The sequence below is a fragment of the Shewanella sp. DW31 genome (genome assembly GCF_015767295.1).
Classification (GTDB): Bacteria; Pseudomonadota; Gammaproteobacteria; order Enterobacterales; family Shewanellaceae; genus Shewanella; species Shewanella oncorhynchi.
This window is the reverse complement of the sequence record NZ_JADWMP020000004.1, coordinates 42,872-57,870: the sequence shown is the minus strand read 5'-3', so window position 1 is coordinate 57,870 and position 14,999 is coordinate 42,872. Positions and strand designations below refer to the sequence as shown.

Here is a 14,999-nt window from a genome sequence, read left to right as displayed (position 1 = left end):
ATGTAACTTGAAGTTGGAACTGTATTTTTCTCGCTGTTTTATTAGTGATATAAACGGAAAGATAATATCGCTTTTGCTTGGTGCGTAAGTTTAATAATCGAGATTTTTACACCTCAAGCTTTAGCAGTCTTGCGTGTGTATAATAGTTTTTTAATATGACAAAACCTTGATCGTTATCAAAGGTTAACGGGTGAGTTATTTTTTAGCGTTAAAGTATGATCAAGGTTATATTGCGGAATGTAAAAGACTAATGATTTAAATCTGGATTATGTAATTTATATTTTTGATGTTTATTTAAAAATTCTCTATTTTAGAAAATATATTGATTTTACTTTTTCTGGTCGGATGTGTGATATTCATTTTGGTCTTAAAACAATAGGCGAAGCCAAAACGGGCTTCGCCTATGATGTTTAATGTTGAGTAGCAGAGCTATAGTTACACATTAATTTCTGGCTTGTAGAGCTTAGAAACTTGCAGTTACCCCAGCATAAATACTGCGACTCTTTTGAATATAATCAAGGTCAGTGGCAACTTGGTCACGTTCAGAATCCGTTAGGTTAGTCACGCCAAGCTTCAGTCTAAACATAGGATTAATTTGATAATTCGCACCTATATCGAGCGAGCCATAACCCTCTGATTTGACATTGGCTCGTAAATACTGCTCGCCAGTATAATGGTAGGCGATAAAGGTGGATAAACCATCGAATGCCTGCCATTGCAGTTTCAGGTTATAGCTGTCGTCCGGTGTTAAGGTAAAAGGCGCGCCATTTTGCTTATCTTCGGCATCGGTTTTACTGTAATTACCGTTTAGGCTGAGATCTTGAGTTAAATTGTACCAAGCTTGTAATTCCCAACCAGTGATCTTAGCTTCGTTCACGTTTTGGTAAGTTAATACTGTACCAGGGACTCTATTCCAAGTTTCGGTGATAATTTTATTTTCTACATCGTTATGGAAGTAGGTGATCGAGCCACCAAAATCCGTGGTTTGATATTGGGTCGATAACTCGTAGTTCACTGAGGTTTCGGGTTGAAGATCAGGATTTCCCGCAACGGTACAGGCGCCACGACAAGCGGGGATAATATAATCGGCTTGGGATTGCGCCATATTTGGCGCTTTAAAGGCTTTGCCGCCACCACCTTTAATGACCCATTCAGAGCTTAAGTTATACACCAAATACAAGCGTGGGCTAAATTCGGTGCCGTACACATCGTGGTGATCGACGCGCCCACCTAAGGTGATATTGAGTTCGCCTAAGCTAAATTCATCTTGTAGATACAATGCCGATTGGCTGTCATCTAAGGTGCCATCACCTAAAATATTGCGGCTATTTTCGAGCTGGGTCCAACGGTATTCTGCACCGCTGGTTAACATGTGATCGCCAAGCAGGACAGTGGTTTGACCGTCGAGATTGTGGTTGGTTTGGGTGATATTACCTATCTCGGCGATTAACGCTGAGTCGTCAGTCACCTCAACATTTTCATAGTAATAGCGCAGGCGAGTATCGCCCCAGTTCCAGTGGCCATTATGGGTCAGACCTGAACTTATCCGCTCCGCTTGTTGGTTATTGGTGAGAATCGTGCCGTAGTTATTCCAATCAGACTCGCGTTCATCGTTGGCGTAACTTAAGTCAAATTGCAGATCTTGCTGGTTATCAATCAGCCATTGTAAATTGGCGAGGGCGCTGATTTCATCCCTGTCTTCTAGCGCATCAATAGTGGGTTTTAAGTCCGAGCGCCATGCATCGCGTTTATTGCTGTCGACGATTAAGTTTGCCAGTAATTTATCTTTGATCAGCGCGCCACTACTGTAGAAATTGTACTTAGTGCTATCGCCACCCTTGCCACTGGTAGGTGCATCGTATTGCACGCCAACGCTGGTTTGCCAGTTCTCAGTTGGTTGACGCAGTATGACGTTAACCACACCGCCTAAAGCTTCTGAGCCGTAGAGGGATGACATAGGCCCACGCACAACTTCGATACGTTCAATGGCAGACATAGGAATAGAGGACAAGTCAAAATCGTTGCCATAACCAGAGGTTAATGCTTCGCGGGAGTTAATGCGGCGGCCATTAATCAAGATTAAAGTGTAATCTGAATCCAAACCTCGCAGGCTGATCTCATTGCGGCCATATGGCGTGCCTTCGCTGATGTTCACACCCTGTAAATAACGGACTGCGCTAGCGAGATCGTCTATGACTAGCGCTTCAAGTTCACTGCGGTTAATCACGGACACTGAAGCGGGCGCCGAAAGCTCCGAGTGTTTAGTTTGTGTTGCTGTGATCACCATGCGTTCCATTTCTGGAGTGGTATCTTGCGTATTTGCAGCACTAGCCCATGCTGCAGGTAATAACAAACATAAACCAATAGCGCGCGATAGCTGGCTCAACATAGGTGTCTGTGTTGCATGAGATAGATGCGAGGTTTGGCGAGTGCGACGGATAAAGCGGGGCATATCATTCTTCCTTCGGTAATTTTGGCGAATGATAATTATTCTTAATTATAGCTTCAAGCTTGGATGTCTCTCTTTTGTGTAAAGGCAGTGTAAATTTTTAGTGTTTAATAACAGTGTGATAGTCCGTATATTCGACGTGTTGCTCGCTGGCATGGTCATCTTGATTGAGTGTATTGAGCATAAGGTACTGAGTATGACGATCTGAGTCTGACTGTCGTCGGATAAATCACTAAAAAATAGTGAGAATAATCAGAAACTATCACCGTACAAAACTGCATAACGTAATATGAAGCTATATCAATATGATTAATATGGATATTTTAACTGGCATAAGCTTTGCTGGCGATGTGACTTTATGTTTCGTGGTGCATTCATGTTTGTGATGTGAATAGTCGCCATACAAAATGTATTGCCAATATTTACGGAGAGAATATGAATCCAGCATTTTATAGCCTAGCCACAGTCACTGTTTTAACTTTGTCACTCGCCACTACCGAACCTGCTGTTGCCACAGATACGCCAACATTAGCTAAAGCAGCATCGGATAAAACCGTTGATGTTCCACAAACTGACATTGCGCAGCCCGCTGCTGCACTTACAGACACTTTATCTACCCAAATTGCAGCGGTGGATTTTGCTGTGTTCGACAGTTTCAATAAGTGTTCAGCCCCTGCTGAGCTCAAGAAACACGCGGCGTTTTTCACTGAAGATGTAGAGTTTTACCACGATACTGGTGGCGTTACTTGGAACCGCAAGGACATGATCGCCAACACCGAAAAATATGCTTGTGGCCATTACCGCCGCGAGTTAGTTGCGGGCACGATGAAAGTGTTTCCGGTGAAAGAGTTTGGTGCGATAGAGCAAGGCGTTCATCGTTTTTGCAGCTTTGAAACTGGTAGCTGTGATGGCCTAGCCGACTTTGTCATTGTGTGGCGCAAACAGAACGAACAGTGGAAAGCTACCCGAGTGCTGAGTTATGGGCACAGAACCGCCGAGGCCAAAACGGACTAAACCACTCAACCAAAGTTAGCTTTTAACAAAAAACGAGTCTTTAACAAAAAGCTAGTCTCTAACAAAATGCAGTAGTCGATTATTGGCGGGCATAGCCACATCTTGCTTCAGCGTTAAGCCTTGCTCGCTAGCTAAACTGCAAATCCATTCAATATCGCGAATGCCGCTGGCGGGATCGCGCTGTTTTAAAAAGGCATCAAACTGGCGATTGCTGTCACTGCTAAATTCGCCTTGGTAGTTAAAGGGGCCGTAAATGCACAGGGTCTTGAGTTGGGGGAGATACAGACCAAGGCCAGTAAAAAATGCTTCAACCATATTTTTGCTCATAATATGCAAAGTGTTTGCAGTAAATACGCCATCAATATCAAATGTTAATCCCTTCACCGGCCATGGTGCGGTAACATCAAGGGTAAGTGGTAAGCGTAGGTTTGCCGCTGCATTGGGTCGCTTGCCTTCATGCATACACCTTGCGGTAATGACCTCAATATATTCAGCCTGATCGCTGGTTTGCCAGATTAAATGGGGAAGATTTGCTGCAAAATACACAGCATGTTGCGCTGTGCCACTGCCGATTTCGAGTACATGTTGGTTGAGTGAGAATGCTTGTGTTAATACCGCTAAAATCGGCGCTTTGTTGTTTTCGCACGCTTGGGAAAACGGCAGTTGGCTAAGTGGCTGGACAATTGGCAATCGTGGCATAATGGACTCTAGGTTGCTGAGATAAAAAGAGGATGACGCCGCACAAGCCTATCTTAAACCAGCAAAAAGTATAAGGCTTAAAAGAGAAAATGAGCCGCGCCTTAACATTCGGAGTCTCTATCTTAGATAACTTAATCTTAGGTATCTTAATCTTAGGTGCCTTAATTTTAGTGCCTTAATTTTAGTGCCTTAATTTTAGTGCCTTAATTTTAGGTACCGCCATTTCAGAAGCTTCCATCTCAAGCACCTCCATTTCAGGTTCTTCAAGAAGGAGCCTGCAGTCAGCTCAACTCCCTTTGTCCTGCAAATAGTTATCGCAATTCACTGTTGACCTCGATCTTAACTTAGATATACTCACAAATTCTGAACGCTTGTAAAAAATATAAAACAACGTCGGTATAATGCCGCGTTAAAACGAGTGTCCAAAACTAAGTGTCCAGAAGAACTGAGAGCCCAGAACTAAGACTTAACACTCACTTTCAGCTTTCAACTTTCAACAGTTAATTTTCAACAGTTAACTTCCAACATCAAGGAATGACCATGTCAGCAGAGCGTTGCGCCTCCTACTACAATGCCACCATTGACCAAGAGTCAGATTATCCTGCGCTTGAAGGCGACATTCGAGTCGATGTGGCGATTGTCGGTGGCGGTTTTACCGGCGTGGCAACGGCGTTAGAGTTATCCGAGAAGGGCTACAAAGTCGCGCTGATTGAGGCCAATAAAATTGCGTGGGGCGCGACCGGACGCAACGGTGGGCAGGTGACGGGCAGTTTGTCCGGCGATGTTGAGATGACAAAACAGCTGCGCCGCCAAATCGGCCATGAGGCCGAAGATTATGTGTGGAATATGCGTTGGCGCGGCCACGATATAATTAAAAATCGGGTGGCCAAGTACGGCATAAACTGTGATTTAAAGTTTGGTCATATCCAAACCGCTTACCAGCCAAAGCATATGCAAGAGCTTAGTGCGATGCATGATGAGGCGCAGCGCCGCGGCATGGGGGAATTTATGACGCTGGTATCCGCCGATGAAATGCCCGCATATTTAGGCTCGCCCTTGTATCACGGTGGCTTAGTCAATCGGCGCAATATGCATTTACACTCTGTTAATCTATGCCTTGGTGAAACCCGCGCCGCAGCAGGTCTTGGGGCATTAATCTTTGAACACTCGCCCGTACTCGATATTGAAGAAGGTGATGTGGCGACTGTTATCACTGCCAAGGGAAAAGTGCGCGCCAACAGTGTGCTGATCGCCGGTAATGCTTACCATAAACTCGCCCGTCCAAAACTGCGCGGTATGTTATTTCCTGCGTCCTTAGGCAATTGCGCCACTGCGATTCTGCCCGATGATATCGCTTTGCAAATCAATCCGCAGGATTTAGCCGTGTACGATTGCCGCTTTGTACTGGATTACTATCGCCTGACCGCGGATAAACGGCTGATGTTCGGCGGCGGCACTAACTACAGCGGCCGCGATCCTAAAAATGTGGCTGCGGAATTACGGCCCGCGATTGAGCGTACGTTTCCACAATTAAAGGGCGTTAATATCGAATTTGCGTGGGCGGGAATGGCAGGAATTGTGATTAACCGTATCCCGCAGCTCGGCAAAGTGTCGCCTAATGTGTTCTATTGCCAAGGATATTCTGGGCACGGAGTAGCGACATCGCACATTATGGCCGAGATCATGGCCAATGCGATGGACGGGCAATTGCGTGAGTTTGATTTGTTTGCCGCCATGCGCCATATCCGCATTCCGTTAAATGAATGGTTCGGCAATCAAGCGCTTGCGTTAGGCATGTTGTATTACACTTTGCGGGAAAACTGGCGCTAGTCTGCGCCGTGTTATCTGCTACCAATCAATCTGCTCAAACAGTATTTAATCCTGTTCGATGAGTTTTTCGGCAAGATAATCGACCAATACGCGGATCTTGGCCGACAGGTGGCGATTTTGCGGATAGAGTGCCCAAATGCCTTCTTTGGCTTCGCGGTGACTGTCAAGGAAGGAGAGCAACCGTCCGGCTTGAATATCTTCTTCAATATAATAATCAGGCAGTTGAACTATCCCTATGCCTTTTAGTGCCGCATCCCTTAATGCGTAGCCGCTGTTACAATTGAGATTACCGCGGACTTTAATATTGCGCTCGCGGCCATTTTCGACAAAGCGCCAGTAATTATGATTACCGATCAAACAATTGTGCTGGCTAAGTTCAGATAAGGTATGGGGCTGACCGTATTTTTCCACATAGCTTGGTGAGGCGGCGACATAGTGAGTGCGACTGCTGAGCGGTTTGGCCATCAGACTCGAATCGGCGAGTTTTCCGAGGCGAATGGCCAGATCATAACCGCCTTCAATCAAGTCTAAGGTGCGATTAGTTAGGTCGACGCTAAATTCAACGCTGGGATATTGCACCATAAAATCATTGAGCAACGGCATGATAAATTTTTCGCCATAGGCGACGGGCGCCGTGAGTTTGACTAAGCCTTGGGGTGAGTCCTTTAGGTTTGAGATGGCGCGCTCGGCTTCTTCTAACCCAGTTTGTAATTGGCGGCAATGACGATAGTAAATCGTGCCTTCTTCGGTTAACGACACTTTGCGGGTGGTGCGGTAAAAGAGTTTTGTGCCAAGGCGATTTTCTAAGGTGCTCACTTGGCGGCTAACGTGGGCGGTGGAGATATTCAGCCGCTGCGCTGCTAGGGTAAAACTTTCGGCCTCGGCCACTGCGACAAATTCAGAAATGCCATCCCAGAGATACATTGTTGTTACTCAGTAAAAATGAATTGCTTGAATACTAGATTGTCTCTCGCTGAGAAACAAATACAATCCTCCTATTCAGTAGCATCAGTGCAATGGGCGCAAGAATTTGCTTGGCCTGAATTGAATTTATGATACACCAATGACTTACTCCTATTACCTATTCAAGGGACGTAACAATGTCGAACGAAAAACCGCAGTTTATTAAATCAAAGGCCGCTGTTGCTTGGGGGCCAGGACAACCACTTAAGATTGAAGAAGTGGATGTGATGTTACCTAAAGCGGGCGAAGTCTTAGTGCGCATTGTGGCTACGGGCGTGTGTCACACGGATGCCTTTACCCTGAGCGGTGATGATCCAGAAGGCGTATTCCCAGCGATTCTAGGCCACGAAGGCGGCGGTATCGTTGAGCAAGTGGGCGAGGGTGTGACGAGCGTGCAAGTGGGCGATCATGTGATCCCACTTTATACTCCTGAGTGCGGCGAGTGTAAGTTCTGCCTATCGGGCAAGACTAACCTGTGCCAAAAAATTCGTGCGACTCAAGGTAAGGGCTTAATGCCCGATGGCACCACGCGTTTTTATCTCGATGGCAAGCCTATTTTCCATTACATGGGCTGCTCGACCTTCTCTGAATATACCGTGCTGCCTGAAATCTCATTGGCTAAAGTCAATAAGAGCGCGCCATTAGAAGAAATTTGTCTGTTAGGTTGCGGCGTAACCACAGGCATGGGCGCTGTGATGAACACGGCCAAAGTGGAAGAAGGCGCAACCGTGGCGATTTTCGGCCTCGGCGGTATCGGTTTATCGGCGATCATTGGTGCGACGATGGCAAAAGCCAGCCGCATTATCGCCATTGATATCAACGAGTCTAAGTTTGAGTTAGCCAAAAAACTCGGCGCGACCGATTGCATCAACCCAAAATTATTGGATAAGCCCATCCAAGAGGTGATCGTTGAAATGACCGATGGCGGCGTGGATTACTCATTCGAGTGTATCGGCAACGTCAACGTGATGCGCAGCGCCTTAGAGTGTTGTCATAAAGGGTGGGGTGAGTCGGTGATCATAGGTGTTGCCGGTGCTGGTCAAGAGATTTCAACCCGTCCATTCCAATTAGTTACTGGCCGAGTATGGCGCGGTTCTGCCTTTGGCGGTGTGAAAGGGCGTTCTGAACTGCCACACATTGTTGAGCGTTACATGGCGGGCGAATTTAAGCTCGATGATTTTATCACCCATACTATGGGACTTGAGCAAATCAATGAAGCATTCGAGCTGATGCACGAAGGTAAGAGCATCCGTAGCGTGATCCATTTTGATAAATAAGCGATTTTGCACGCTAAGTTGATGCTTCAGCTTGATGTGACAAACCAGCAGACAGGTGCAAATCTGTCTGCTGTGTTGCCAATTGATCAGATGATTAACGCTAAGACAAGCGCTAACAGATTGAGCTAAAAGGACTTGTATGACCATAGAAAATATCAGTTGTAACAAGAGTTTCGGCGGTTGGCATAAGCAATATCGCCATCAATCTCAGTCGTTAAACTGCGAGATGCGCTTTGCGATTTATCTGCCGCCTGAGGCGGTGAATAAACCTGTGCCTGTGCTGTATTGGCTTTCAGGTCTAACCTGTACCGATGAAAACTTTATGCAGAAGGCGGGTGCACAGCGCATGGCAGCGGTACTTGGGATGGCGATTGTCGCCCCTGATACCAGTCCTCGCGGTGACGATGTGCCCGATGCGGCGGATAAAGCTTACGATTTAGGCTTAGGCGCGGGTTTTTACCTCAATGCGACAAAAGCACCTTGGAATCGTCATTACAAAATGTACGATTACATAGTCCATGAGCTGCCTACCTTGATTGAAGCGCATTTTCCTGTCACTACCCAGCGCGCTATCTCCGGCCATTCAATGGGCGGTCATGGTGCTTTGGTGATTGGTCTGAGTAATCCACACAGATATAGCTCAATTTCGGCCTTTAGCCCGATTTCGAATCCAAGTAATGCACCTTGGGGCATTAAAGCCTTTAGTGAGTATTTAGGTGAAAATCGTGAACATTGGCGCCAGTATGATGCCTGCGAGTTGCTTAAGCTCGCGATTAGCGAAGTGCCAGTACTGATTGACCAAGGTGAAGCTGACAGCTTTTTAGACACCCAATTGATGCCACAATCGCTGGTGGATATCGCCCATACCAAGGGTTATCCCTTGGATGTGCGGATGCAAGCGGGGTACGATCACAGCTACTACTTCATCGCGAGCTTTATTGAAGAGCACCTTAAGTTCCATAGCTTGTACTTTAAGCCATAAATAGCCGATTCGGCAGTCACGTCGATGCGCTAAAACAAAAATGCCGCAACTCACTGAGTTGCGGCATTTTTTATGGTGCGATTTAAGCGATTAACGAGAGTGAATTAACACTCAGCACTTAGCACTCAACAATGTTGACTGCTAAACCACCTTTGGCGGTTTCTTTGTATTTGCTGCGCATATCTCTGCCGGTGTCCATCATGGTTTTGATCACTTTATCCAGTGAAACCTTATGGTTACCGTCGCCACGCAGGGCCATACGAGAGGCGTTAATCGCTTTAATCGCGCCCATGGCATTACGTTCGATACAAGGCACTTGCACTAGGCCGCCCACAGGATCGCAGGTTAGACCTAAGTTATGTTCCATGCCGATTTCAGCCGCGTTTTCAACGTGCTCAACCGTACCGCCCATGATTTCAGTCAGTGCGCCAGCGGCCATAGAACAGGCCACGCCCACTTCACCTTGGCAACCGACTTCGGCGCCCGAAATTGAGGCATTTTTCTTGTACAAAATACCAATTGCAGCGGCAGTTAATAAATAACGGGCGCAGACATCGATATCCACTTCTTGTACGAAGGTATCGTAATAGCATAAAACGGCAGGAATAATTCCCGCAGCACCGTTTGTTGGCGCAGTGACGACGCGATCACCGGCCGCATTTTGCTCGTTGACCGACAGGGCGAATAAATCAACCCAATCCATAGCGGTTAATGGATCGACATTGTTACGGCCTTCGGCTTTCAAACGACGGTACAGTGCAGGAGCACGACGACGCAGTTTTAGGCCGCCAGGTAAAATACCTTCCTTCTGATAACCGCGTTCGATACAGGTTTTCATCGTCTGCCAAATATTCCACAGCTTGGCTTTGACTTCATCTTCAGTGGCTAAACTCAGTTCGTTCGCCATCATTAAAGAAGAAATGCTGAGACCTTGCTCGCCGCATAATTCCAGTAAATGAGCCGCACTCACAAAATCAAAAGGAGCCGATTCAATTTGTGAGGCTGGCGATGCATTACGTTGGCTAATTTCATCTTCATCTAAAATAAAGCCGCCACCCACTGAGTAGTAAGTGCGATCAAAAATGCATTCTCCTTTACAGTAAGCGTACAAGGTCATGGCGTTAGCATGTGCAGGTAGCGTTTTGCGTCTGTGATAGGTAATGCCTTGCTCACGGGTAAACTTAACTACTTTGCCACAGTGTAGAGTTAAGGTTTCGTCCTTGGAGACGTGTTCTAAAATACCGTCGATACTGTCAGTGTCCACGGTTTCGGGATCTTCGCCCATTAAGCCTAAAATCACTGCTTTGCCCGTGCCGTGGCCTTTGCCTGTTTGGCCGAGGGAGCCAAAGAGTTCGGCTCTTAATTCATCAATCTGGGTCACGAGTCCTGAGTCAGTCAGGTTTTGCATAAAAATTTTGCCCGCTTTCATTGGGCCGACGGTATGTGAACTCGATGGACCTATGCCGATCTTGAACATGTCAAATACGCTAATCATGATAGAAGTCCTGTTGTGTCTTGTTTATTATTTTAGTCTGAGTGCATGGGATTGCTCGCTCTGCAGATTGAAGCACGCTAATCTTGCGCGTGTACTCTGGTCAGTGGCGGCGTTCTTTCATGCGAAATCTGCTTGTGTGATACTCTAACGCCAGTATCCCATAGATTAGTGTGACAATTCACATTAGTTTTTTTTATTCGTAATAGTTCGGATAAGCTGAACTTAATTGGGACTTTTTTACAGGCCATTTTATGGTCAAGAATACAGGCTTCGACAGCGCTACAAGAGTAGGTGGCTCGCTTTTTTTAGCTTTTTTGTGAGCGTGGACTACTTATGGCTTGAGTGGTTATTTTTTGAGTATTAATGAATATTTTTAGGGAGAAGTATGAGCTATTTAATGTTGGATTTACTGTCGTTGGACGTCAGTGAGGCTGAATCTGAGATGCTACGCCATCCACAGGTGGGTGGTTTAATCCTATTTTCCCGTAATTTTTCGAGCCGTGATCAGTTGATCCGTCTGGTACAACAGATACGCCAAATCCGCCCAGAAATATTAATCGCCGTCGATCATGAGGGGGGCCGAGTACAACGTTTCCGTGATGGCTTTACCATTATTCCCGCCATGGGCGACATTCTCCCCGCAGCAAAGGGTGATATGGTATTGGCCAAGCGTTGGGCCTGTGAGCTCGGTTTCTTGATGGCAATCGAATTACTGGCTTGCGATATCGACTTAAGTTTCGCGCCCGTATTGGACTTAAACGGCGTGAGCCAAGTCATAGGTAAACGCAGCTTTAGCCCAGAGCCCGCCGAGGTTATTACATTGGCCGAAAGCTTTATTGCTGGCATGGCCGCAGCTGGCATGGGCGCCGTGGGTAAACATTTCCCCGGGCACGGCAGTGTAGTGGCGGATTCGCACTACGAGAAACCCATTGATGAACGTGATGCCGAGGCCATTTTTGCAAAGGATATCCTGCCGTTTAAAGAATTGATCGCAAAAGAAAAGTTATTAGGCGTGATGCCCGCGCACGTGGTTTACCCTAAAGTCGACCCTAACTCTGCGGGCTTCTCTGAATACTGGTTAAAACAAGTGCTGCGTAAAGGACTTGGCTTTAACGGGGTGATTTTCTCTGACGATCTCGGCATGCAAGGTGCAGGATTTGCGGGCGATTACCGTGCAAGGGCCAGCGCCGCCTTAGCCGCAGGTTGCGACATGATTTTAGTGTGTAATGACAATGCGGGCGTAATGTCGCTACTCGATGGCTTTACTTGGCCTGCGAGCGCGCCACAGTATCCTGCGAGTTTACTTAAACCCAATGCCTCGCAAACGGCAGCGGCGCTCGATAATACGGCTCGTTGGGAAAATGCCAAGCAGCTTGCCGAGCAAATTTGTTTGGCTCAACAGGCGAAAGTTTGATGTAGCGCAAGGTGTGAGATCACTCTTTTGCTAGGGTTAGTTAATTCACTGTAATCAAAAATGATTAAAAGGCCTTGATATGATTTTCTATCTTCATGGATTTGATGCTACTAGCCCAGGTAATCACGAAAAAATGCGTCAGTTGCAATTTATTGACCCTGATGTGCGTTTGATCAGTTACAGCACTTTGCACCCTAAGCACGACATGCAACACTTGCTCAAGGAAGTCGCTAAGCAAATGCAGCATTGCGACGATCCCGCGCCGTTAATTGTTGGCGTGGGACTCGGCGCTTATTGGGCCGAACGGATTGGATTTTTGAATGGTCTTAAATCAGTACTTATTAATCCTAATTTGCACCCAGAAAATAATATGCAGGGCAAGATTGATCGCCCAGAAGAATATGCCGATATTGCCAATAAGTGCGTGTCGCAATTTCGCGAAAAGAATACCCACAAGGCCATGTGCATATTTTCTGTGAATGATGAGATGTTCGATAATCAGCAACTCGCCAGTGAATTAAGCGCCTATTATTCGATTGATTGGGATGACGTTCAGCCCCACAAATTCCCCCAGCTCGCTGCCCATCTGCCCAAAATAAAAGCCTTTAAGTTGGCTTGATTTATATCGATTGAATAAAAGTATCACTCCTCTTTTTATATTTAAGAGGGGAGTGGATTTATCTCATCGGCTATTTCGCCTTATGGTTTGGCTTTAATACTTCATGTGGCGCACATTGCGACTCTGAATATGAGTGTGACTATGGGTATATATTTCAGTAGGGCATATTGAGGGCTCTAGATTATAAAATCGACTGTATTGGTTTTGGACTTAAATGTGTAGGAAAGTAGTCTTGGGTGACTGCGACTTTTGGTTTTGTTTTTAGGGGATTAGCGTTGGCGGATATCTACGCATATAGGCTTGCCATGGCATTGACTCACCGACACGCAGCCAGTCCGTCCGTGGATGCTCGACCGCCCCGTCCATAGGGCGGACGGTCGTCTCGCCAATCACCATGGCTCGCCTTTCGAGCGCATGCGTAACCTCTAGGTTTTAAAGACTAGAACTAATCTTAACGATTGTAGGCACTACTCAATTAGACAAAAGCTAGTTACGAATTCCCACAGGCTGTGAGTTCTTGGATAACTACAGCTATGACAAAACATTCAATTCACCAACAAACTAGCGACCAGTTTTAAACCACCACTACAGCTTCACCTTGTGCAGCAGCACTTGAAATCGGTCACTATATGGTATTCTATGATGAGGAGCTTAACCATCAAGGAATCAACGATCTCCCCCTGATTAAGCCCGTTACATGAGCTGGGTTAACCATTGGTCAATACTTCTAAGCGCTGTTAGCAAACTTACATAACAAAGAGAATTCAAATGTATAACACCGTTAGTGATGAACAAATCGATAATGAAATTGAATCAAGATATCGACCACATGCAATGAATGCAAGCAGCCGAGATTTGCCACTATGTGAGCTAAGCGATAGAGACTTCGAAATACTTACCTATCAATTAATTAAAGAAGAAATAACTGATAATGAGCATAATGGATATGACAACATATCTCTCATGCAAGGTGTCGGAGAAAGAGGTAGAGACTGCGTAATTTACTCTAATGATGAAGTTGTTGCTGTTGTTCAGTGTAAGAAATACAAATCTAATATAACTAGACCTGCACTTTTGAAAGAGTTAATAAAGTTTCTTTTGCATCTAACCATTGATGAAAGTCTTTTTAGCGGGAATAAGGTCAAATATCTTTTTTACGTATCTAAATCACTTACTGAACCTGCAGCCAAGCTAATCAATCAGTTTAGTAAGGAAATATTAAACGATATTAAAGAGGGTAAAGTTAGAGGTTACATAAAGGCAGTTGTCGATGAATATGCGTCATTTGAAGACTACGTAGGCGAAGAACCATATGAAGCAATTGAATCCTTATTAAAGCTAACAACAGTCGAAGTATATGACCAAGTAGATTTATCTTATCGTATTCAATGTAAACCAAATATACTCCAGAACTTTTTTGATGTGATACAAGTCATTGACAGAGATGCTTTCAAAGAAGATATGGAAAGAATTTTAGAGGGATATGGTTTTGCTGATCAATCTGATATAGACATAAAGCATTTACAAAAACGAATAAAGTCTATTGGTTCAGAAAAGAGAACTAATTTTGGGACATTTGACTTATATGGCTACGACATAGAGTTCCTCAAGTCTCTTAAAAATGATGAGTTTGGTGAGTTATTCCAACTTATGTCCAATGTTTCATTGTTTATGAACAAAAAGCTATTTAATTATTTGAGCAGTAAAATAACGGAACTTACTCTCAAGGAGGTCACAAATAAGCTATTACTCAATAATATAATCCATCCATTTAGCGTAAACGTTGTTACTATGTACCTTTCTCGACGTTGTAGTCGTTCACTAGTTGGTGGGACGCTTCCAGAAAAATTGCATAAGAAGTATTATCCTGAACATTATGCAACTAAAGACCAGTTGATTGGTGAAGTTTTAAAATATTTACTAGATTCGAGTGAACGTTTTATGTGTGGTGATTATTCTTTAATAGAAGGAACCAAAGAGGAGAAAAATTTTAAAGTTAACGTGTTATTTCCTAAAATGCATGAGGGTTTTACCACTATTTCGGATGTTAGAAGCAGAGTGGAAAGGGACTTAATTATATTAGATCCTGTAATGCACAAGATTGAATCTGAGATAATAGAGCTATTAGAATCAGAGAAAACCATAATCATTAAAAGTTCAGAGATTTTTAGTGATAAAGAAATGATCCCGAAAATCAAAGAGACTTTTGATAGCCTGAAAGAAAAGTAATGTTATACATCGGAATTACTATGAGTGA

At 45.0% G+C, this 14,999-nt stretch carries 11 protein-coding genes; 7 read left to right on the top strand and 4 right to left on the bottom strand.

Features of this window, described 5'->3' with window-relative positions:
- Positions 1-463: 463 nt before the first annotated feature.
- Positions 464-2,452 (bottom strand): TonB-dependent receptor, encoded by a 1,989-nt coding sequence (locus GWI56_RS04910; RefSeq protein WP_198572291.1) that lies wholly within the window; start codon positions 2,450-2,452, stop codon positions 464-466.
- A gap of 432 nt (positions 2,453-2,884) precedes the next feature.
- Between GWI56_RS04910 and GWI56_RS04905 the strand changes: the two genes are divergently transcribed.
- Entirely contained in the window at positions 2,885-3,463 is a 579-nt protein-coding gene (locus GWI56_RS04905; protein WP_198572290.1) for a nuclear transport factor 2 family protein, read from the top strand.
- A gap of 51 nt (positions 3,464-3,514) precedes the next feature.
- Here the strand turns inward: GWI56_RS04905 and GWI56_RS04900 are convergent, their stop codons facing one another.
- Complete coding sequence (locus GWI56_RS04900) at positions 3,515-4,162, bottom strand: DUF938 domain-containing protein (protein ID WP_198572289.1); 648 nt, start codon at positions 4,160-4,162, stop codon at positions 3,515-3,517.
- A 540-nt stretch (positions 4,163-4,702) separates the two neighbouring features.
- On the opposite strand from GWI56_RS04900, the gene GWI56_RS04895 reads away from it, so the two are divergent.
- Positions 4,703-5,992 carry an FAD-binding oxidoreductase gene (locus tag GWI56_RS04895; protein ID WP_198572288.1) on the top strand — a complete coding sequence of 430 codons (1,290 nt, stop codon included), beginning with the start codon at positions 4,703-4,705 and terminating at the stop codon, positions 5,990-5,992.
- 45 nt (positions 5,993-6,037) lie between these two features.
- Here GWI56_RS04895 and GWI56_RS04890 read toward each other — a convergent pair whose 3' ends face one another.
- The gene (locus tag GWI56_RS04890) at positions 6,038-6,916 is read right to left on the bottom strand and encodes a LysR family transcriptional regulator (protein WP_198572287.1); all 879 of its coding nucleotides are present in this window, start codon (positions 6,914-6,916) and stop codon (positions 6,038-6,040) included.
- Between the two features lie 176 nt (positions 6,917-7,092).
- Here GWI56_RS04890 and GWI56_RS04885 point away from each other — a divergent pair, with 176 nt between their 5' ends.
- Entirely contained in the window at positions 7,093-8,232 is a 1,140-nt protein-coding gene (locus GWI56_RS04885) for an S-(hydroxymethyl)glutathione dehydrogenase/class III alcohol dehydrogenase (RefSeq protein WP_006081880.1), read from the top strand.
- Positions 8,233-8,371: 139 nt separating this feature from the next.
- The gene (gene fghA, locus GWI56_RS04880) at positions 8,372-9,214 is read left to right on the top strand and encodes an S-formylglutathione hydrolase (RefSeq protein ID WP_028759793.1); all 843 of its coding nucleotides are present in this window, start codon (positions 8,372-8,374) and stop codon (positions 9,212-9,214) included.
- 118 nt (positions 9,215-9,332) lie between these two features.
- Here the strand turns inward: fghA and GWI56_RS04875 are convergent, their stop codons facing one another.
- Complete coding sequence (locus tag GWI56_RS04875) at positions 9,333-10,709, bottom strand: L-serine ammonia-lyase (protein ID WP_028759794.1); 1,377 nt, start codon at positions 10,707-10,709, stop codon at positions 9,333-9,335.
- Between the two features lie 385 nt (positions 10,710-11,094).
- Here GWI56_RS04875 and nagZ point away from each other — a divergent pair, with 385 nt between their 5' ends.
- The 3 genes from nagZ to GWI56_RS04860 all read left to right on the top strand — a co-directional run bounded on the left by nagZ (position 11,095) and on the right by GWI56_RS04860 (position 14,971).
- Positions 11,095-12,123 carry a beta-N-acetylhexosaminidase gene (nagZ, locus tag GWI56_RS04870; protein ID WP_198572286.1) on the top strand — a complete coding sequence of 343 codons (1,029 nt, stop codon included), beginning with the start codon at positions 11,095-11,097 and terminating at the stop codon, positions 12,121-12,123.
- Between the two features lie 79 nt (positions 12,124-12,202).
- Entirely contained in the window at positions 12,203-12,742 is a 540-nt protein-coding gene (gene ycfP, locus GWI56_RS04865) for an alpha/beta hydrolase YcfP (protein WP_198572285.1), read from the top strand.
- Between the two features lie 768 nt (positions 12,743-13,510).
- Complete coding sequence (locus GWI56_RS04860) at positions 13,511-14,971, top strand: restriction endonuclease (RefSeq protein ID WP_198572284.1); 1,461 nt, start codon at positions 13,511-13,513, stop codon at positions 14,969-14,971.
- Positions 14,972-14,999: the final 28 nt, after the last annotated feature.